Annotated in this window: 20 protein-coding genes; 11 read left to right on the forward strand and 9 right to left on the reverse strand. The window is 61.0% G+C overall.

The genetic code is table 11. The features are described from left to right. Positions 1-50 precede the first annotated feature (50 nt). The gene (locus BLU35_RS33685; RefSeq protein WP_093236371.1) at positions 51-671 is read left to right on the forward strand and encodes an IS6 family transposase; all 621 of its coding nucleotides are present in this window, start codon (positions 51-53) and stop codon (positions 669-671) included. Between the two features lie 167 nt (positions 672-838). Here the strand turns inward: BLU35_RS33685 and groL are convergent, their stop codons facing one another. The 3 genes from groL to BLU35_RS33700 all read right to left on the reverse strand — a co-directional run bounded on the left by groL (position 839) and on the right by BLU35_RS33700 (position 4,500). Continuing rightward, positions 839-2,479 carry a chaperonin GroEL gene (gene groL / locus BLU35_RS33690; protein ID WP_093236372.1) on the reverse strand — a complete coding sequence of 547 codons (1,641 nt, stop codon included), beginning with the start codon at positions 2,477-2,479 and terminating at the stop codon, positions 839-841. 77 nt (positions 2,480-2,556) lie between these two features. Further along, on the reverse strand, positions 2,557-3,849 hold the full coding sequence (hemA, locus tag BLU35_RS33695) for a 5-aminolevulinate synthase (protein WP_176907567.1): 1,293 nt from the start codon (positions 3,847-3,849) through the stop codon (positions 2,557-2,559). Positions 3,850-3,888: 39 nt separating this feature from the next. Beyond that, the gene (locus BLU35_RS33700) at positions 3,889-4,500 is read right to left on the reverse strand and encodes an SCO family protein (protein ID WP_093236373.1); all 612 of its coding nucleotides are present in this window, start codon (positions 4,498-4,500) and stop codon (positions 3,889-3,891) included. Positions 4,501-4,793: 293 nt separating this feature from the next. Here BLU35_RS33700 and BLU35_RS33705 point away from each other — a divergent pair, with 293 nt between their 5' ends. The 10 genes from BLU35_RS33705 to BLU35_RS33745 all read left to right on the forward strand — a co-directional run bounded on the left by BLU35_RS33705 (position 4,794) and on the right by BLU35_RS33745 (position 13,951). Then, complete coding sequence (locus tag BLU35_RS33705; RefSeq protein ID WP_093236374.1) at positions 4,794-5,465, forward strand: carboxypeptidase regulatory-like domain-containing protein; 672 nt, start codon at positions 4,794-4,796, stop codon at positions 5,463-5,465. Between the two features lie 106 nt (positions 5,466-5,571). Then, on the forward strand, positions 5,572-6,708 hold the full coding sequence (locus tag BLU35_RS33710; RefSeq protein WP_093236375.1) for a metallophosphoesterase family protein: 1,137 nt from the start codon (positions 5,572-5,574) through the stop codon (positions 6,706-6,708). A gap of 13 nt (positions 6,709-6,721) precedes the next feature. Further along, positions 6,722-7,189, forward strand: a complete 468-nt coding sequence (locus BLU35_RS33715) for a c-type cytochrome (protein ID WP_093236376.1) — start codon at positions 6,722-6,724, stop codon at positions 7,187-7,189. Between the two features lie 64 nt (positions 7,190-7,253). Then, the gene (locus BLU35_RS33720) at positions 7,254-8,705 is read left to right on the forward strand and encodes a cbb3-type cytochrome c oxidase subunit I (protein WP_093236377.1); all 1,452 of its coding nucleotides are present in this window, start codon (positions 7,254-7,256) and stop codon (positions 8,703-8,705) included. Then, positions 8,702-10,363 carry a cbb3-type cytochrome c oxidase subunit II gene (locus tag BLU35_RS33725; protein ID WP_093236378.1) on the forward strand — a complete coding sequence of 554 codons (1,662 nt, stop codon included), beginning with the start codon at positions 8,702-8,704 and terminating at the stop codon, positions 10,361-10,363. The genes BLU35_RS33720 and BLU35_RS33725 overlap by 4 nt, the downstream gene beginning before the upstream one ends. Positions 10,364-10,365: 2 nt before the next feature. Beyond that, positions 10,366-10,557, forward strand: a complete 192-nt coding sequence (locus BLU35_RS33730) for a hypothetical protein (protein WP_093236379.1) — start codon at positions 10,366-10,368, stop codon at positions 10,555-10,557. Next, a complete protein-coding gene (locus tag BLU35_RS33735) occupies positions 10,514-10,735 on the forward strand; it encodes a hypothetical protein (RefSeq protein WP_093236380.1) in 222 nt (73 codons plus the stop codon). Before BLU35_RS33730 ends, BLU35_RS33735 begins: the two co-directional genes overlap by 44 nt. Before the next feature lie 150 nt (positions 10,736-10,885). Next, positions 10,886-11,008, forward strand: coding sequence for a hypothetical protein (locus BLU35_RS36525; protein ID WP_286161722.1), 123 nt, complete (start codon positions 10,886-10,888; stop codon positions 11,006-11,008). Between the two features lie 55 nt (positions 11,009-11,063). Further along, on the forward strand, positions 11,064-11,777 hold the full coding sequence (locus tag BLU35_RS33740) for a sulfite exporter TauE/SafE family protein (RefSeq protein WP_093236381.1): 714 nt from the start codon (positions 11,064-11,066) through the stop codon (positions 11,775-11,777). Positions 11,778-11,974: 197 nt separating this feature from the next. Continuing rightward, positions 11,975-13,951: a heavy metal translocating P-type ATPase gene (locus tag BLU35_RS33745; RefSeq protein WP_286161723.1), complete on the forward strand. Its 1,977-nt coding sequence runs from the start codon at positions 11,975-11,977 to the stop codon at positions 13,949-13,951. On the opposite strand, the gene BLU35_RS33750 is transcribed toward BLU35_RS33745, so the two are convergent. The 6 genes from BLU35_RS33750 to BLU35_RS33775 form a co-directional block, all read right to left on the reverse strand. Next, complete coding sequence (locus BLU35_RS33750) at positions 13,894-15,168, reverse strand: NAD(P)/FAD-dependent oxidoreductase (RefSeq protein WP_093236382.1); 1,275 nt, start codon at positions 15,166-15,168, stop codon at positions 13,894-13,896. The genes BLU35_RS33745 and BLU35_RS33750 overlap by 58 nt on opposite strands. Further along, positions 15,165-15,533 carry a c-type cytochrome gene (locus tag BLU35_RS33755; RefSeq protein WP_176907569.1) on the reverse strand — a complete coding sequence of 123 codons (369 nt, stop codon included), beginning with the start codon at positions 15,531-15,533 and terminating at the stop codon, positions 15,165-15,167. Before BLU35_RS33755 ends, BLU35_RS33750 begins: the two co-directional genes overlap by 4 nt. 1 nt (position 15,534) lies before the next feature. Beyond that, on the reverse strand, positions 15,535-15,861 hold the full coding sequence (soxZ, locus tag BLU35_RS33760) for a thiosulfate oxidation carrier complex protein SoxZ (RefSeq protein WP_176907571.1): 327 nt from the start codon (positions 15,859-15,861) through the stop codon (positions 15,535-15,537). Between the two features lie 17 nt (positions 15,862-15,878). After that, on the reverse strand, positions 15,879-16,319 hold the full coding sequence (locus BLU35_RS33765; RefSeq protein WP_093236384.1) for a thiosulfate oxidation carrier protein SoxY: 441 nt from the start codon (positions 16,317-16,319) through the stop codon (positions 15,879-15,881). A gap of 309 nt (positions 16,320-16,628) precedes the next feature. After that, positions 16,629-17,231, reverse strand: coding sequence for a hypothetical protein (locus BLU35_RS33770; RefSeq protein ID WP_286161725.1), 603 nt, complete (start codon positions 17,229-17,231; stop codon positions 16,629-16,631). A gap of 95 nt (positions 17,232-17,326) precedes the next feature. Then, the gene (locus BLU35_RS33775) at positions 17,327-17,947 is read right to left on the reverse strand and encodes an IS6 family transposase (protein WP_093236371.1); all 621 of its coding nucleotides are present in this window, start codon (positions 17,945-17,947) and stop codon (positions 17,327-17,329) included. Positions 17,948-17,997 lie beyond the last annotated feature (50 nt).

Here is a 17,997-nt window from a genome sequence, read left to right on the forward strand (position 1 = left end):
GGGCATCGTCAACTTAACGCAATGTCGAATTCGATGTGCGATGACGGGGCATGCCACATCGTGATCCGCTCTATCGCCGCCATCGCTTCCCCGCCGAGATCATCGCCCACGCGGTGTGGCTGTATTTCCGGTTTCCTCTCAGTCTGCGGATGGTCGAGGACTTGCTGGCTGCCCGTGGGATCATTGTCTCCCATCAGACAATCCGGCAGTGGGCGGAGAAATTCGGCCGCACCTTCGCCAACGAGATCCGCCGTCGATCATCCGGTCGGCTCGGAGATAAATGGTACCTCGATGAGGCCGTTGTTTCGATCCGTGGCAAGAAGCATTGGCTGTGGCGCGCTGTGGATCAGGACGGTTTCGTCTTGGAGGTTCTTGTGCAAAGCCGCCGAAATGCCAAAGCGGCCAAACGCCTGATGCGCAAGCTTTTGAAGAGCCAGGGTCGAGCGCCGCGGGTATTGATCACCGACAAGCTTCGATCTTACGACGCAGTCCGGCGGCGAGAGCGGATCATGAAGCGCTTCAAGTCACGTCGACATCTACAACGCTTCATCTCCATCCATGACCCGATTGCCAACCTGTTCCACATCCCCCGCCACGACATCCCCTCCAGCCATCATCGCGAACTGCGCGCAGCGGCGATGAACCTGTGGGTGAAAATCGCCCGATCATGACCGACGAACTCAGCCGGTGTTATGGCTGCCCTCGTTGCAGTTAAGTTTACGATGCCCTTCTGACGTTTGAATCGGAAAACAAGGATGCCCCCATCGAAGCCTGGGATCAAACATCTAACCCTTTGAATCTAAAATATCTCATCCGTTACAAAGCGGGATGCTCCAATTTAGAAATCGATGTCGAGATTGTCCTCGTGGTCATGGTGGCCGGGAAGCTCAGGCGGCGGTGGGCCAGGCACCTCGGCCACCATCGCTTCCGTCATGATCATCAGACCCGCCACGGAGGCGGCACCTTGCAGCGCCGTGCGCACGACTTTGGCGGGATCGACAATGCCCGCCACGAGCAGATCGCGAAACGTTCCGGCTTGGGCATCATAACCCCAGTCGTAGTCATCCCTCTGGAGAATTCTAGCTGCTACGACCGAGCCATCCTCGCCCGCGTTGGATGCAATCAGTTTCGCTGGCCAGGTTGCGGCTTCCCTGACGATGTCGATGCCGGCCTGCTGGTCGGGGTTCCCAGCCTTCAGCGTCTGGATCGACTTGCTTGCGCGCAGTAGTGCAACGCCACCGCCCGGCAGGATACCCTCCTCTACGGCTGCGCGGGTGGCATGCATGGCGTTGCGGATACGATCCTTCTTCTCCCTGACCTCCGATTCGGTCGCACCGCCGACTCGGATCACGGCAATCCCGGCGGAGAGCCGCGCCAGCCGCTCCTGAAGTTTTTCCCGATCAAAGTCAGACGGGGATAGTTCGAGCTGCGCCTTGATCGTAGCGATCCGTGCAGCGATCTCCGTGCTTGACCCGCCTCCTTCCGCGATCGCGGTATTCTGCTTGTCGACCCTGATCTTCCGGGCACGGCCGAGGTCGTCGAGCGATATGGTCTCAAGCTTAAGGCCGAGATCCTCGGAGATAACAATTCCGCCGGTGAGCAGCGCTATGTCCTGCAGGATCGCCTTGCGGAGCTCGCCATAGGCCGGCGCCTTGACGGCAGCCACGTTGAGGCCGCCGCGAAGTCTGTTGACGACCAGCGCCGCCCTGACTTCGGGCTCGATGTCCTCGGCGATGATGAGAAGCGGTTTGTCCGCCTGCACGACCTTTTCCAGAAGTGGCAAGATTTCGCTAAGGCTCCCCAGCTTCTTCTCGCAAACAAGGACAAACGCGTCCTCCATCTCCACCCGCATTTTGTTTCGATTGGTGACGAAATAGGGAGAGATGTAGCTGCGGTCGAACTGAATGCCGGTTGTTATTTCAGTTTCGGTTTCGAGCGACCTGCCCTCCTCGATCATGATCACGCCGTCGCTACCTACCTTTGCCATCGCCTCGGCGATGATCTGGCCGATCTCCTGGTCTCCGTTCGCCGAAATCGTGGCGACCTGCATGATCTCGACATTTGAAGCGACGGCTCGTGCATTCTGTTTCAACGCCGCACCGACGACCTCGACCGCACGATCTATCCCGCGCTTCACGTCCATCGGATTCATGCCAGCAGCGACAGCCCGGACACCGCCCCTGAGGATTGCGTCGGCGAGCACGACCGCCGTCGTCGTGCCGTCGCCAGCCTGATAGGAGGTTTTGATGGCGACCTGCCTGAGCAACCGAACGCCCATGTCCTCGAACTTGTCCTCGAGTTCGACTTCTCTCGCGACTGTCACACCGTCCTTGGTGATCTTCGTGCCGAACGAGCGATTGATGGCAACATTTCGACCGCGCGGCCCAAGCGTAACCGCGACCGCGCGGGCAAGCGTATCGATGCCATGCAGCATGCTGTCCCGCGCCTGGAAGGCGAGCTTGATCTCCTTGGCCGTCATGTCTCCCTCCCTTTGTCGCGTCGCGCATCTGAGCAGATCAACAATGACGCGATGACCCTTGCAACGGAGCCGTCCATTTAAGACTTTGCGCGGTAGTCCCTTCTTTCTACCGCGCTTGCTGCACATTCCCCTGGCAGGCCCAGCTCGTGCCAAACATCGCTGAGCGCTGCCACCAGTTGCCCGATCATGGTGTCGTCGTGGCACGGAGAGGGCGTGATACGCAGCCGCTCGGTTCCCCTCGCCACAGTTGGAAAGTTGATCGGTTGGATGTAGATGCCGTGGTCGGCGAGCAGCTTGTCGCTCGCCGCCTTGCATTTCACCGGATCGCCGATCCGCACCGGAACGATATGGCTGTCGCTGGCCATGACCGGCAGCTTCGCCGCAATTAGCTCCGCCTTCACCCGCTGGACACGGTTCTGATGAGCTTGGCGTTCAGCCTGCGACACCTTCAAATGGCGGATCGCGGCCGTGGCTGCGGCACAGATCGGTGGCGGCAACGCTGATGTAAAGATGAATCCCGGCGCGTAGGAGCGAACCGCATCGATGAGCGTGGCGGTTCCTGCAATGTAGCCGCCGAGACAGCCGAATGCCTTGGCAAGCGTTCCTTCAATGACATCGAGCCGATGCATGACGCAGTCGCGTTCGGCGATGCCGCCGCCGCGCGGGCCGTACATGCCGACTGCATGGACTTCGTCGAGATAGGTCATGGCCCCGTAACGTTCGGCAAGATCGCAGATGCGGCCGACCGGGGCGATATCGCCATCCATCGAATAGAGGCTTTCGAACACGATCAATTTCGGCCGTGTCCGCCCGGCCGTCCTCAGCAATTCCTCGATATGGCCGAGATCGTTGTGGCGGAAAATCCGCTTTTCCACGCCCGACTGCCGTATGCCCTCAATCATGGAATTGTGGTTGAGCGCATCCGATAGGATCACGCATTGGGGAATCAGCTTCGCAATGGTAGAGATTCCCGTCTGATTTGAAACATATCCGGAGGTGAAGACCAGCGCTGCCTCTGTGCCATGAAGGTCGGCGAGCTCATGTTCAAGCTCGACCAGCGGATGGCTGGTTCCGGATATATTGCGCGTCCCACCAGCGCCTGTTCCGAGGCGTTTGGCCGTGTCGATCATCGCACTGACAACGCTCGGGTGCTGCCCCATGCCGAGATAGTCGTTGGAACACCAGATAACGACCTCCTTAGGCCCGTTTGGTGCATGCCAGATTGCGCGAGGAAAGTAACCGGCGATCCGCTCGAGGTCCGCGAACACCCGATAGCGCTGCTCGGTATGGAGTTGCGCTATCGCATCTGCAAAGAACCGATCGTAACGCATCGTCCCTGACATTTCGGAATGCGACAACCGTTCCGGCATGGCCTTCCTGCCTCCGCGTGCACCCGTTTCGACGTAGCTTTACTGACCTGCCTTTGTCATCAGGCGCCGCAGGGTGTCGGCTATTGTGTCAGCGGGCGTTCCGGCCTGCAGTCCGCGCACAAAGCTGCCTTGCGGGTCCATGACGTAAATATATGTGCTGTGATCGACGACATAGTCGTCTGAGCTTGTTGCCGATGTGTGCCGTTCGCTGTAGGCGCCATATTCCTCCGATACGGCGGCGATCTGCCGCTGACTTCCGCTCAACCCTACGATGCGCGGGTCGATCGCGCCGGTATATTGCCCCATCACCTCGGGTGTATCGCGTTCGGGGTCGACAGTGATGAAGACCGGCTGCACCTTCGCCGCGTCGGGGCCAAGCCTCTCGAGGGCTAGTGCAATCTCGCTCAGTGTCGTGGGGCAGATGGTGGGACAATAGGTGTAACCGAAGAAGACGAGCATCCATTTTCCACGGAAGCTTGCATCGGTTACCGTCGATCCGTCCGGTGCGATTAGGCTAAACGGTCCGCCGATCGTCACGGACGAGGCGCCGAGAACAGGCGCAGTGACGATGAATGCCGCGGCCGAGAGGACGCCATAGAGGATCGTGCGGTAAAAAGCCGAAGCCTCACGCTGATCATTCTGCCCTTCCAAGTGCCTCCCTCCTCGCGAGCCGATGTTTTCGCCGCACGCTGTCGGCAGCGATTCAAGCGGATGCCTGGTGAGACCGGCGGGCTGGTCAGAAGAGCCGATTTGCAAGTGGATGCGATTTGGTGCGGCCGGGTCATTTCCCGCTGGCGTGTTGCACTCTTCGCCAGCCCTACCGAAGTCGCGAATTCGTCTTGATATTAGAATCATTCTGAACGAAAATGCAACCTTTCCCTTGGGAAGGGAGGCTTGCTGTGAGAAGGCACCACTTCTCTGAGTTTCTCGTAGCCGCCGCAGTGATGACTATGCCAACCCCCGCGCTGTCCTACGAGGTAAGCGCTGTAACCGGAGGTGGGTCCATCGAAGGCGTTATCGTCTATCGTGGCAGCGTCCCGACGCAGAAGATCATACCCACCAAGGATGTCGAGGTTTGCGGGGATCCGCGGGAAGAGCCGCTGATCCGCGTTGGAGCAAACCAGGCTGTCGAAAGCGCGGTCGTGTACTTGGTCGAGGTGGCCTCCGGCAAGGATTGGCCGGCGGCCGGCAAGACACCTGAGCTCGACAATGAGAAATGCCGCTTCGAACCGGAAGTGCAAGTGATTGCCGCCGGACCGCTCGACGTGGTCAATTCGGACCCGGTGCTTCACAATACGCATGGCTACTACGGCAAGCGCACGACCTTCAACCTGGCTCTGCCGAACAAGGGCCAGCGCATCCCGGTTGAATTGCCCCGCCCAGGCACGGTTCGCATCGACTGCGACGCGCATGGTTGGATGGAAGGCTGGATCTACGTGGTGGACAATCCCTACTACGCGGTTACCGGGGCCGATGGGAAATTCTCGATCACTGATGTTCCGCCCGGCCAGTATAAACTTGTAGCGGTGCAGCCCTTCATCGGGCCGATGGAAATACCTGTAAGCGTTGAGGGCGGAAAAGCCACGACGCTCGATATCGAGCTCAAGAAGAAGTAGTTCGAAGTAAAGCACGGTAAAAACAAGAAAAGTAATGACGTGGCTTCAAGCCATGTCTGCCTCTGTGGGGCCGAGTTCTTCTGTCGGTCTTAAAGGAGGAAACGTCATGTCTGACGAACTTGATCGCATTCGTCGCGAAATGCATTCCGTCTTGCAACCCGAAGGGGTTCGACCCGACGACTCGCTGAAAATCACCCGCCGCACCTTCATTCACGGATCACTGGTATTCGGCGCCGCAACCGTCGGCCAGGCCTTCGCGTGGTGGCCGCTGCTCAACACACTCGACATCGCGCATGCAGCCGAAACGCCCTTCAAGTTTGCCTGGATCTCCGACACCCATCTCTATCCACGATCCCTGAACACGCGCTTCGTCGATAAGGTCGTGCGTGCGGCGCAGGAAGTCCAGGCGATGGATCCGCCCGCCGATTTTCTGATCTTCGGTGGTGACCTCGCGCAGCTCGGGAAGATCGAGGAGCTTGAACTCGGCGTCGACCTGCTGAAAGAGATTAAGATACCGAAACACTACATCCCGGGCGAGCATGATTGGTACCTCGACATGGGCAAGAAATGGGGCGAGCTGTTTGGCCAACCCAACTGGTCCTTCGACCATAAGGGTGTCCGCTTTATCGGCCTCGACACCGTCAGTCGCGGACCGGACTATTGGACTGCCAAGAACATGACCCCCGAGGAGCGCATGGGCCATATGGCAACGCTCGACGGCACAGTCGCCGGGCCATGGGCTGGCGTTGGACGGGACCAGCTCGACTGGATGGAAACGACATTGGCCGACTGGGACAAGGCGCGGCCGGTGGTCATCTTTAGCCACAACCCGCTCTACGAATATTATCCGCCCTGGAATTTCTGGGTTCGTGACTGGCGCGAAGTGCATGAAGTGCTGAAGCCGTTCAACAAGGTCACCAACATTCACGGCCATGTGCACCAGGTCCTCTATAACGAGATCGGCACATTGCGGTCGATCGGGATGCTGGCAACCTCGTGGCCTTGGCCCTATGCACCGGAAGGCTTGCCGAAACTTACCAAGCCCATGATCCGTGTCGACCCCGGCGATCCCTATGATGGTGTCGGCTGGAGCAAGATCGACGTGGCGGTCACCGACGAGGTGGAAACGGAATATGTGATGTGGGGCCGCAAGGAGGTCTTCGTGCAATCGCCTGAAGACCACGACAAGCATGTCTCGGAGGTGATCCGGCCAAGGATTGCCGACAATATGTGGCCCTATTAGCGGAGGAACGGTTATGACAACCCTGAAGTTCCGCTGGTCACTGCGGCGTGCCCCCCTGATCGGGGGTATTGCCATGGCCGCCATTTTGGCGGGACCGACCAACGCTCACAAGGATCCAGTAAAGCCAGAACAATTGAAAGCGTACCAGGAGGTGTTCATGGAAGAGGTCCGCAAGGGCGACCTCCTCTTCCATGGCGATGCCGCAACCGCCGAGGCGATGGGCGTCGGCGACGACCTGTCAAAAACCGGCATGGCCTGCGCGATGTGTCATCCCATGGCATCGGACACCCACCCGCAATCCTTCCCGAAGTTCCAGGCGCAGATGGCCAAATTCGCAACCCTGCGCGACATGATCAACTGGTGCATCGAGAAGCCGAACCAGGGCGTGAAGATCGATCCGGAATCCGACGCGATGAAGGCGCTCGAAGCCTATATAACCTGGTCAAACACCGGTTCGGTGTTGCAGCCAGGGAAGTTTTAGGGGCACGCGACGGGCTTGATCAGCTGCGGCGAACCGAACTGTCGCAGCGAAGAGGAGATGTGTCTTGGCAGAGACCGCGGTCGTACTGCGCGGTAGGTTCGCCGACGTCGACCTGGACGCGCTGGTTGACGGCCCTGTGGTGCGCACGTGGCTCTACTGGGGTATGTTCTGGCTGATGGTGACGCCCTCGGTCGGCGTCGCCATTTCAGGGCTGTTCACCTTCCCCGACTATCTCGGCACGGGCAATCTAGAACTGACCTTCGGCCGCCTGCGACCGGTCCATGTCAATGGCGTCATCTTCGGGGCCTTTTCGGCCCTGTTCATTGGCGAGTGCTACTACCTAGTGCCGCGTCTTTGTGGCGTGCGAGTTCCATGGCCGGCGCTCGGCGTGCCGTTGGCATGGCTTTGGAATGTGGCGCTTGCAGCCGCTCTTGTCTCTCTGACTTTCGGGGAGAACCACGGCCTGGAAGCGGGAGAACTGCCACTTTTCGCGGAGATCCCGATCTTCGCCATCGTCGCGACCGTAACCGCTCAGTTCCTGATCACCATCTCCAGGCGGCTCGAGCCTCCTCTCTACGTCGCATTGTGGTACCTGATCGGAGCATTCGTCTGGACGACGATGAACCTTGTGCTCGGCAGCTTTATCTTGCCCTACACGATCACCGGCATCAACAGCGCCGCGTTCCACGGTCTCTACATCCATTACATCGTGGGCCTTTGGCTGACGCCCGCGGGCTATGTGTTGATCTACTTCTTCCTGCCGCTCAGCGCCCGCAATCCGCTCTTTTCCCACAAACTGTCGCTGGTCGGTTTCTGGTCGCTCGCACTCTTCTATCCTTTCGTCGGCATCCACCACTATCTCTACAGTCCGATCGCCGACTGGGCCGAGACCATCGCAATCGTCACTTCTATGCTGCTGATCATCCCGGTCTGGACCGTGCTCGTGAACTTCTTCGGCACGATGACGGGCAAGTGGCATGAATTTAGCGGGAACCTGCCGGCCAAGTTCCTGATCATGGGCTCGATCATGTACCTTATCGGGTGCTTCCAGGGATCGACCGAGGCGCTGCGCAGCCTGCAACAGCCAACTCATTTTACCGACTTCGTCATCTCGCACTCCCACTTGACGGTGTTCGGGACCTTTGTCGTATGGGCGATGGGGGGGCTGATCTATGTTTGGCCGCGTCTGTTCGACCGAGAACTCTATTCGTTCAGACTAGGCAACTGGTCGTTCTGGCTGATCACGGTCGGCATCTCGACGATGGGTCTTGTGTTGACCGCCGGCGGGCTGCAGCAGGGCTTCCAATGGATGAACGGGGTCGAATGGCTGGACACCGTGGCCCAGATGAAGCCGTACTGGTTCATCCGCACTATTGCCGGGATCAGCATGGATCTCGGCATGGCGCTGCTGGTGATCAATCTCGCCTTGACGACGTTTGCCCAGCCCAGCGTCGAGAGAGAGATTGCTCCGCGGCCGGGTCCAAGCACACTGCCGGCTGGGGAGCTAGCCGAATGACTGCGCGGTTCGTAGCCCTGGTAGCAGGCGTCCTCTTCTTCTTTCTGGCCGTGCTCACGCAAGGCATCCTGCCCTTCTTCGAGCCCACGGCACGCACCACTAAGGTAACGGCCGTAGTCCGCACGGGAATGGGCGAACTCAAATGGATGCTCACCGACGCAACGGACTACACGCCGCTGCAGAAGGAGGGCCGCGCAATCTACCTTCGCGAAGGCTGCTGGTATTGCCACTCCCAGTTCGTGCGTCCCGTCACGGGCGAGACGCGCCGGTGGGGGCCGGTAACAGAAGCCGGCGAATTTGCCTTTGACGTGCCTCACCTGTTCGGAACCCGGCGAATCGGCCCGGACCTCATGCGGGTCGGTCTCAAATTCAGCGACGAGTGGCATCTTGCTCATTTCTGGGATCCCCGGATGCTGTCGCCCGACTCGGTCATGGCCCCCTATCGAGGCCTCTTCAGCGAACTCGACGCAACAGTTCCCATCGTCGACGATGGAGCGGGAAACCGGACACTGGAAAGGTCGCCGGCGACCGAGACCCTGTTCGACTACGATAGCCAGGCCACGATCTCGCTGACGCCGAATGCCGACGGCCTGCTGTTCGTGCCACTGGCGGCGCGCGACAAGAGGCCGGTCGTCCTTACGCCCGGCGAACAATTCAGCGGCGATGCGGTGAGAATCGCCGCTGAAACGCAGGAGCTTCAAGCACTCATCGCCTATCTCCAGAAACTCGGCATGCAGCGCGGTAAATGGCGCGACCTGTTCGAACCGCAGCAGTTGGAAGTGATCGACGTCACGCTGCCGCGTTCGGACGAGTGGATCGCCCATGGCAAGGAGGTCTACGAACGGCGGTGCCTAGGATGCCATGGAGTCAAAGGTGACGGGAACGGGCCGGCCGCGACCTTCCTCTACAAACAGCGTCCCCGCGATTTCTCGGCTGCCGTGTTCAAGTTCAGGCTCACCAAGGAACCCTTGCCGACGGACGGCGACCTGTTGCGCACGATCACGCGCGGCATTCGCGGCACGGCCATGCCTGCCTGGCACGAATTGCCGGTCAACGATCGCCTTTCCGTCATCCAGTACATCAAATTCGAACTCGCCGTCGATCACTCGGATCCGTCCGCTCCGTATGCGTTCTTCGTCGAGGAGCCGCCCGGCCCGCCGCTGATTATCGGCAGGGCTCCGGCCCCATCGGAGCAGATGCTCGCCCGGGGACAGGAAATCTGGCAGACGGCGAAATGTTGGGAGTGTCACGGCCAAACGGGCAAGGGTGATGGCCAGAAAGCCGCCGGTCTCAAGGACGACCTCGGCTTCCCGATCGGTCCGGCCGACCTCACAAGCGGTCAGTTCAAATCGGGTACAGCGGTCGAGGATATCTTTCGCACGATATCCACCGGCCTGAGCGGCACGCCCATGCCGTCGTATCGAGATGCCTTTGCGGATGAGGATCGCTGGGCGCTGTCCTATCACGTGCTTGCGCTCTCGGCCTACAAAGACCCGCTCACGCTCGAGCCGCTGAACATTCCGGAGGCCGATCGCAAGGCGCTGGACGATCTTACCCGCCAGGCTGCGACGCCGGAGAAAGCCTATGTGCCCGGCAGCGGCACAGCAGTTGGCGCCGGCGAACCGGATGCAGCGGCCGGAACGGCGCAAGGAGGCTGAGCATGATCGAGTTTGGAATTACCGGTCCCTATCTCGGCGCCCTTCTGATGAGCCTCGGCGCACTGTGCCTGTTCATCTGGGGCGTGCTCTCGGGGGCCTTGTTCAACACGGACGAGGCGTCGCAAAAATTTTTCGAAAGGGAAATGGAAAATGACGAACGTGCCCGCGAGCAACGACGAAAATGGCAACCGTAAAGAGCCAGAGCTCCCCGACCCGACCCGCCACGACCTGGAGGAATATTCGGGCGGCTCGATAAAGGCGCACCACGGCACCATCCCGGTGTGGCTGCTGGTCGTGTACTTCGTGCTTTTCGCCTGGGCCCTGTACTACGCCTACCGGTATTGGGGCGGCCTGGGACCGGGGCGGGTCTGATGTGTTGAGGACAAAGGCAGCGGAACAGGAAATGTGAAATGTTGGCAGCCCGGATAATCCTAGCAGTCGCAGTACTGAACCTGGTTTTTCTGCTCGCCACGTTGACGCTTAATGTCGTCCTGGCTTTCTGGGGCTGACGGGAGGAGTGCGATGTTGCCGCAGACCGCCTTTTCGCTTGCCGATGCGGGGCTGATCCAGACGCTGGCCTTCGTCGGCGGCGCGATTTTCCACATCGGCTTCTTCGTTTGGGTGGCATACCTCGCCTGGAAATAGGCCGTGGCGAAAGAATCGACGCCGCAGCAGCCAGGCTTGGGCAGGAGGATCATGGATGCTTCCATACCTCGTATTGTTCGCGGCAGGGTTTGCCGGCAGTTTCCACTGCGTCGGCATGTGCGGCGGTTTCGCCTGCGCGCTTGGCCGCGACCAGCATGGCTCCGGCGCCACGGCGCTGCGGCACCTCCTTTACAACACCGGACGATTATCGACCTATTGCTTCCTGGGCGCGTTGGCCGGCGCCTTCGGCCAGGTGGTCTGCACTTCCGCAGGCTCGTTCGCGACATTGCCGCTGGCCGGACCCGTTGATGCCGCGCAGCGTGTGTTGGCGATCGTCGCGGGACTTTTGATGATCGTGATCGCCCTGCAGTTTTTCGGCCTCCTCGGGAGGCTTCACCGCCTGACCACCGGCCCTGGCGGCAGCCCTTTCGCCACGACCCTGGGCAGAGTGCTGAAAGCTCCTGGACCCGCAGCCCCGCTTGCCTTCGGGGTCTTCAATGGTTTCCTGCCCTGTCCGCTCGTCTACGCCTTTCTCGCCCAGGCGGCGAGCACCGCTGGGGCAGTTTCCGGTTTTCTTACAATGGCTGTTTTCGGGCTCGGCACCTTTCCGGCGATGCTGATGATGGGCGGGATCAGCGGTGTCATGCGACCCTTGTGGCGACAGCGCGGCGTCCGGATTGCCGGTACGTTCATTCTGATTCTGGGCCTCGTGACGCTGGGCCGTGGCGTCCTGCCTGTCGGCTTTTTCCATGGGGATCATCTCCTATGAGCGCGCAAGGCGAAGCGTTCTGCGATCATTGCCTGCTTCCGGTCGGCCGGCGGCCGCTGCAGCGTAGGCTGAATGGAGCCGAAAGAAACTTCTGCTGCTACGGCTGCTACATCGCCTATCAGGTCAAGGAAGGCAGAGGCGAGGAGGCCGAGGCGGCGTGGCTTCTGATCCGGCTCGGGGTCGCGGCCTTCCTCTCCATGAACATCATGCTCGTCAGTCTTTTTCTCTACACCGGCGCAATTTCCGACGCCGATGCTTATCTGCTTCCATGGGTTCACGGGCTGCTCTTCGCGTTCACGACGCCGGCGATCGTGCTCCTCGGCGGCCCCTTCCTACAGGAAACGTTCGAAAGCGCCCTGGCGGGGCGCCTGACCTCCTCGGCGTTGATCGTGGTGGGGGTGGCATCGGCCTATTTCTACTCCGTCTTTGCCATGCTAGAGGGCGCCCATGTGTACTTCGATACCGCGGCAATGGTGCTGTTGCTGTTCACGCTTGGGCGCTATCTCGAGGCCGCCGCACGGGCCAATGCTGCCCGCGACCTCGAGCCCTTGCTGACGGCAGAAAGCGAGTTCGCGACCGTCGTGCTTGACGGCGTGGACACGCGCCGTCAAGCTGGTGAGGTGATGGCCGGCATGCTCGTGCGGGTGCTGCCGGGAGAGCGGATTCCCGTCGACGGCCTGGTTTGCGAGGGGGAATCGAACGTCGACGAGGCGGTGATCACCGGCGAAAGCCGGTCGCTTCACAAGGCGCTCGGCGCGCCGGTGATCGCCGGCAGCGTCAATTTCGACGGCCCCCTGCTCATCCGCAGCAGCGGCGCCGGCAGCGACAGCCAATGGGCTCGAATCTGCCGATCCGTGCGTGATGCACTCTCGCACCGCAGTCCAACGCAGTGCATCGCCGACCGGATCGTCACGATTTCGGTACCGATTGTCCTCGTCCTTAGCGGACTGACGGCGGCGTACTGGGCGCAGTCCCTGCCGCTCGACCAGGCGATGCTGACCGGACTGGCGGTCCTCGTCGTGGCCTGTCCATGCGCGGTCGGGCTCGCCGCCCCGCTGGCAACTACGCTTGGTATCGGGCGGTTGGCGCGTCGCGGTTGCCTGGTCCGTGATCCCGGCGTGCTGGAGGCGCTCGCCGGCCTAAAATGCGTGGCTTTCGACAAGACGGGCACATTGACGGCGGGCAAGCCCACCATCGTCGAGATGGAACGGGATGGCGTTGAGGCGGCCGATGTCCTGTCGCGCGCAAGCAGTCTCGCCCAGTACTCCGATCATGCGCTGGCGAAGGCAGTCACAGCGACCGCCAGCGCCAGCGGCGTTCGGCCGGCGCCGGCGCAGGGTGTCCACATCATCCCCGGCCGGGGTATCGTGGGCACGCTCAGCGGCGAGGCGATCGCGGCAGGCAGCGCGTTGCTGATGGACGATCTTGGGTGGCCTCTTTCGACGCACCTGTCCGCGCGGGCCCGCGCGGCAGAGGCCGATGGCCGTTCACTCATACATGTCGGCTGGAGGGGCCGTGTTCGCGCGCTGCTGTTGCTCGATGACACGCCGCGGCCCGAGGCATCGGCAACGATCGAGGCGCTCGAAAGCCGCGGAATGCACCCGGTGCTCCTGACCGGCGATCTGCACGGGACGGCCCAACGCATCGCGGCAATCATTGGCATTGCTCAGGTCGCGGCCAGCCTCTCGCCTGACGCGAAGCGGAGTGTCTTGCGCCGCCTGCGCCAGTCGCGGGGCATGGTGGCCATGGTCGGCGACGGGCTCAATGACGGCCCTGTCCTGGCCGACGCCGATGTCGGCATCGCCGTCAGTTCGGCCACCGACCTCGCCTGTGAAGCCGCGGGGCTCGTCTTGCCGGACGGCGGGCTCCGGATGCTGCCCTGGGTCGTTGACGTAGCCCGCGCGGTTCGCCGGACCATTATCACCAATCTTCTTTGGGCCTTCGGTTACAATTTCATCGCCTTGACGGCGGCGGCGCTTGGACTTCTGCAGCCGATCCTCGCGGCGGCTGTCATGGCCGGATCGAGCGTTCTGGTGGTGATGAATTCGATTTGGCTTCTGCGCCTGCCGGAGCCAGTCTCATCTGACATCGTTGGCCCGCAAGCTCAAGAATTCCATCAGGAGCTTCCGCCGAACACGTCTGCCGTGAAGGCCGAATACCAGCCGACGGCTTGATGGGCCGTACGGCGGCGGACCTCGGGGCTCTCGCCCACCTTGCTGATGAAGGTTCGGGTGGCCTTTATCTTCCCGTCATCAGCTGCGAAGGTGATCGCGTTGGTGAACGCGTCATCGGGTGCCATGAACGTATAGCATGAGTTGAACAGGTGCGGCCGAAAGCGCGGCGAACTCCTGAACGCAGCCGCAATGGCAAAAGCGCAGGCCTTGGCCTGGCTGTTAGCGGAAAAGGCAGACTTCGGCATGTCGCCGCCGATGATCGCGTCGCCTACGACATGGATACCGGGCCGGAGTGTCGACTCGAAAGTCACCGGATCGACCGGACACCAGCCAGACACGTCGGTGAGGCCCGCCTGCTCGGCGATGAGCCCGGCCTTCTGGGCGGGTATGACGTTGGCGACCGCTGCATTGAACGTCTCACCTTCGGTCACCACCAATCGCGCCGCGACGTCAACGGCCTTGACCGGCCCCGTGAATTGGGACGGAAGCCACTCGATCATGCCAGGATAGTGGCGCCCCCAGGCCTCCTGGAACAGTTCCTGGCCGGAGAAGCTATCTTTGGCATCCACGACAATGATCTTCGACCTCGGCTTGAACTTCTTGAAATAGTAGGCGGCGAGCGAGGCGCGTTCGTAGGGCGCCGGCGGACAACGGAACGGATTTGGAGGGGCGACGATCACGAACACGCCGCCATCCTCCATGCTTTCGAGCTGTCGTCGCAACAACTCGCTCTGGGGCCCGGCATTCCAGGCATGGGGCATGACTTCTGCGGTCGACGCGTCGTAATTGCCGATCGCGCCGGATCTGAAGGCAATGCCCGGGGCGACCACCAGCCGGTCATAGGCCAGCTTCTCCCCGCTTCGAAGCGTCACCGCCTTCGTAACCGGATTGACCGCCGTTGCCGCCTGATGGATCACTTTGACGCCATGACTTTCGACTAACGCCTCGAAACCGAAGGTGAGGCTGGTGAGCGAACGAAGTCCCGCGAGATAAAGATTGCTGAAGAAACAGGTGACGTAGCGGCGTTTCGGCTCAAGCAGGGTCACGTCCATCGTTCTCAGGTCGCCAAGATATCGGGCGACCGTCGCGCCGCCGATGCCGCCGCCGATCACGATGACGCGCGGCACGTTCTGGCTTCGTCCGACGTGCGGCGCGGCGACTGTCGCCAGCACACCTCCGGCCAACCCGCAGATCTGCCGACGCGTCCAGTCCGTCATGGCGAGCCTCGATTCCCGGCTTTGGACGCAAGGTGACGCGCCACCGCAACCAGTTCCTCTTCCGACAGCGACAGCGCGACGGCGTGCATCACAGGGCTCACGCCTTCGCTTGACCGGTAGTTGTGCATCAACCTGATGATCGTCTGCTCGTCGAGCGACGTAACCGGCGGAATAGCGTGGCCGCGGCCGCCCGGGTCGTGGCAGGATGCGCAGGTGGCTGCTATCTGGGCCCCCTGGCTCGCATCCGCAGCGATCGCACCTCCCGGAACAAGCAGGGCCGACAGCCAAAGTCCGAGCACCAAGCCGAAGTCGCTTGCAACCTCCTTGCAGCGCCGGACTGCCACGCCCCTAGATTTCGCGCTCATGTCAGGTGACCGCCATGTCGTGATACAGCGAATAGACGGCGCCACCATCCTCCTCCCAGATGAACTCGAGCCGTCCGCTCTCCGTTGCGCGCAGGTAGAACTCTAGGAATGGATTGGCCGAGACCGCCTCGTGCAAGTCGGCACGGAACACCTCGACGCCACCGTAGCGGCAAACAAACCGGTTGATGATCTTGCGCGGGATCACTTGGCCCGCGCTGTCGGTACGCAGGCCCGTTTCCATCTCGTGTTGGATAATCGCCTTTACCTGGAACACTTCGTTCCTGGACACGGAGCCTGGAACCAATACGCGAGGAACAGGTGTAGTCATCGCCCGACCTCCCGACCCTAGAGACAGCCATTGGTGGCGACGGCGACCCAGGCCTTCGTCATCAACAGGCTGCCATCGCTCATCTCGGCAAGCGCCACGACGTGTTGCGGGGCGGCCAGACGAATGCGCGTCGAGATGCGCGCGAGGCTACGCTCCGGCACGAAATGGAGCTGAACGACATCCACAAGCGGATTCTTCGGAGCGAAGACCCTGAGCGACTTGACGTAGTCGGTCTTCGTCATCGGACTGTCGACCGAAATGTCCATGGGCACCGTGTAGCCTGTGGCGAACTCCGCCGGCATGTCGAGTCGAACGCGATCCGAAGGCATTGCCGTTCGACCTGTCCGCTGCCAGAGGAAATCCACCACATCATCCGCCTGCGTCGGCTTTGGCGCCGAAAGAGCAAGGGCTGCGGCCCCGATTGTGCCGGTCAGCATATGGCGGCGTGTCAAGCTCATCGTCCCGTCTCCGGCGCCTTGTAGGGGGCGTTGCAGTCCATCACAGAGACGCCGCCATCCCGGCCCCTAAGGTTAAACCGCCGCCGCAGTTCCCGGAAGAAGAGTACACCCGGTCGCCTTGTGCCGTAAATCGGTCATGGCGTCGGAGTGTGTCAGGTTTCGATTTCGCTCACTGGAACTGCAGAACCGGTAGCTTTCGCCGCGATCATTTGGCGGCTGTCACCTTACCCGGCAGGCTGAGGTTTCCCGACGCGACCTTGAAGACGTTGTCGACACACAAGAGCGGCGCGTGAAGGTTGGCATTTATCTTCAACCCGGCCGTGACGCCATCATAGGAAGCAGCGCTAATCCGCCAAGAAACGACAGCGGTATGGAAACCTCGACCAAATCGCTCTTCAACATTGTCGGGTAGTCGGGCCTGTCGATCAACAACGGAACATTGGGCCAGGTCGCGGGGAGCTTCGGTTTGGTCCCTTCCGGAATGTCCCTCACCTTCAGACCGCCGCGGCACGCCTTGTCCTCGTTGAAGACAACCCAATGCGGATGCCAGGCGTCACGGTTCTTCTTGCCGTTGGCGCCATCGTCAAAATCGGGATGGAAGGTCACGGCAAGCGCAACGATGCCCTGGTCCTTGTCAAATCCGATATCGCCGCTGTTGAGCGATGTCGGCCAGACATAGGCGTAGACCTCCGATCCAACGAACTTGCCGGTGGCGGCCGGCTTCTCTGTCCCCGCTTCGCCACGCACGCGGGTCGAGAAGATCGCCGTATCGCCCTTGGTAGCGATACTCGTCTCGATGATATCGAAGGATGCCTTGACGGCTTCGGACGCGGTGATCGGATGTGCGACGACCGAACCAGCGCAAAACGGGATTCCGTCGATGAAGACGCCGGCCAGAAGATGCTTCGTCATTTTCAGAAACTCCTTCTCTTCTTTCGTTGTGCACCGAAGGGCATCGTAAACTTAACTGCAACGAGGGCAGCCATAACACCGGCTGAGTTCGTCGGTCATGATCGGGCGATTTTCACCCACAGGTTCATCGCCGCTGCGCGCAGTTCGCGATGATGGCTGGAGGGGATGTCGTGGCGGGGGATGTGGAACAGGTTGGCAATCGGGTCATGGATGGAGATGAAGCGTTGTAGATGTCGACGTGACTTGAAGCGCTTCATGATCCGCTCTCGCCGCCGGACTGCGTCGTAAGATCGAAGCTTGTCGGTGATCAATACCCGCGGCGCTCGACCCTGGCTCTTCAAAAGCTTGCGCATCAGGCGTTTGGCCGCTTTGGCATTTCGGCGGCTTTGCACAAGAACCTCCAAGACGAAACCGTCCTGATCCACAGCGCGCCACAGCCAATGCTTCTTGCCACGGATCGAAACAACGGCCTCATCGAGGTACCATTTATCTCCGAGCCGACCGGATGATCGACGGCGGATCTCGTTGGCGAAGGTGCGGCCAAATTTCTCCGCCCACTGCCGGATTGTCTGATGGGAGACAATGATCCCACGGGCAGCCAGCAAGTCCTCGACCATCCGCAGACTGAGAGGAAACCGGAAATACAGCCACACCGCGTGGGCGATGATCTCGGCGGGGAAGCGATGGCGGCGATAGAGCGGATCACGATGTGGCATGCCCCGTCATCGCACATCGAATTCGACATTGCGTTAAGTTGACGATGCCC

It is taken from the genome of Sinorhizobium sp. NFACC03, assembly GCF_900103435.1.
Taxonomy (GTDB): domain Bacteria; phylum Pseudomonadota; class Alphaproteobacteria; order Rhizobiales; family Rhizobiaceae; genus Ensifer.

Bases quoted from the DNA above. Each gene is read 5' to 3' on its own strand.
- BLU35_RS33685 (WP_093236371.1), top strand. From the start codon at position 51: ATGCCACATCGTGATCCGCTCTATCGCCGCCATCGCTTCCCCGCCGAG.
- groL (WP_093236372.1), bottom strand. From the start codon at position 2,479: ATGACGGCCAAGGAGATCAAGCTCGCCTTCCAGGCGCGGGACAGCATG.
- hemA (WP_176907567.1), bottom strand. From the start codon at position 3,849: ATGCCGGAACGGTTGTCGCATTCCGAAATGTCAGGGACGATGCGTTAC.
- BLU35_RS33705 (WP_093236374.1), top strand. From the start codon at position 4,794: ATGACTATGCCAACCCCCGCGCTGTCCTACGAGGTAAGCGCTGTAACC.
- BLU35_RS33710 (WP_093236375.1), top strand. From the start codon at position 5,572: ATGTCTGACGAACTTGATCGCATTCGTCGCGAAATGCATTCCGTCTTG.
- BLU35_RS33715 (WP_093236376.1), top strand. From the start codon at position 6,722: ATGACAACCCTGAAGTTCCGCTGGTCACTGCGGCGTGCCCCCCTGATC.
- BLU35_RS33725 (WP_093236378.1), top strand. From the start codon at position 8,702: ATGACTGCGCGGTTCGTAGCCCTGGTAGCAGGCGTCCTCTTCTTCTTT.
- BLU35_RS33730 (WP_093236379.1), top strand. From the start codon at position 10,366: ATGATCGAGTTTGGAATTACCGGTCCCTATCTCGGCGCCCTTCTGATG.
- BLU35_RS33735 (WP_093236380.1), top strand. From the start codon at position 10,514: ATGACGAACGTGCCCGCGAGCAACGACGAAAATGGCAACCGTAAAGAG.
- BLU35_RS36525 (WP_286161722.1), top strand. From the start codon at position 10,886: ATGTTGCCGCAGACCGCCTTTTCGCTTGCCGATGCGGGGCTGATCCAG.
- BLU35_RS33740 (WP_093236381.1), top strand. From the start codon at position 11,064: ATGCTTCCATACCTCGTATTGTTCGCGGCAGGGTTTGCCGGCAGTTTC.
- BLU35_RS33745 (WP_286161723.1), top strand. From the start codon at position 11,975: ATGAACATCATGCTCGTCAGTCTTTTTCTCTACACCGGCGCAATTTCC.
- BLU35_RS33750 (WP_093236382.1), bottom strand. From the start codon at position 15,168: ATGACGGACTGGACGCGTCGGCAGATCTGCGGGTTGGCCGGAGGTGTG.
- BLU35_RS33755 (WP_176907569.1), bottom strand. From the start codon at position 15,533: ATGAGCGCGAAATCTAGGGGCGTGGCAGTCCGGCGCTGCAAGGAGGTT.
- soxZ (WP_176907571.1), bottom strand. From the start codon at position 15,861: ATGACTACACCTGTTCCTCGCGTATTGGTTCCAGGCTCCGTGTCCAGG.
- BLU35_RS33765 (WP_093236384.1), bottom strand. From the start codon at position 16,319: ATGAGCTTGACACGCCGCCATATGCTGACCGGCACAATCGGGGCCGCA.
- BLU35_RS33770 (WP_286161725.1), bottom strand. From the start codon at position 17,231: ATGACGAAGCATCTTCTGGCCGGCGTCTTCATCGACGGAATCCCGTTT.
- BLU35_RS33775 (WP_093236371.1), bottom strand. From the start codon at position 17,947: ATGCCACATCGTGATCCGCTCTATCGCCGCCATCGCTTCCCCGCCGAG.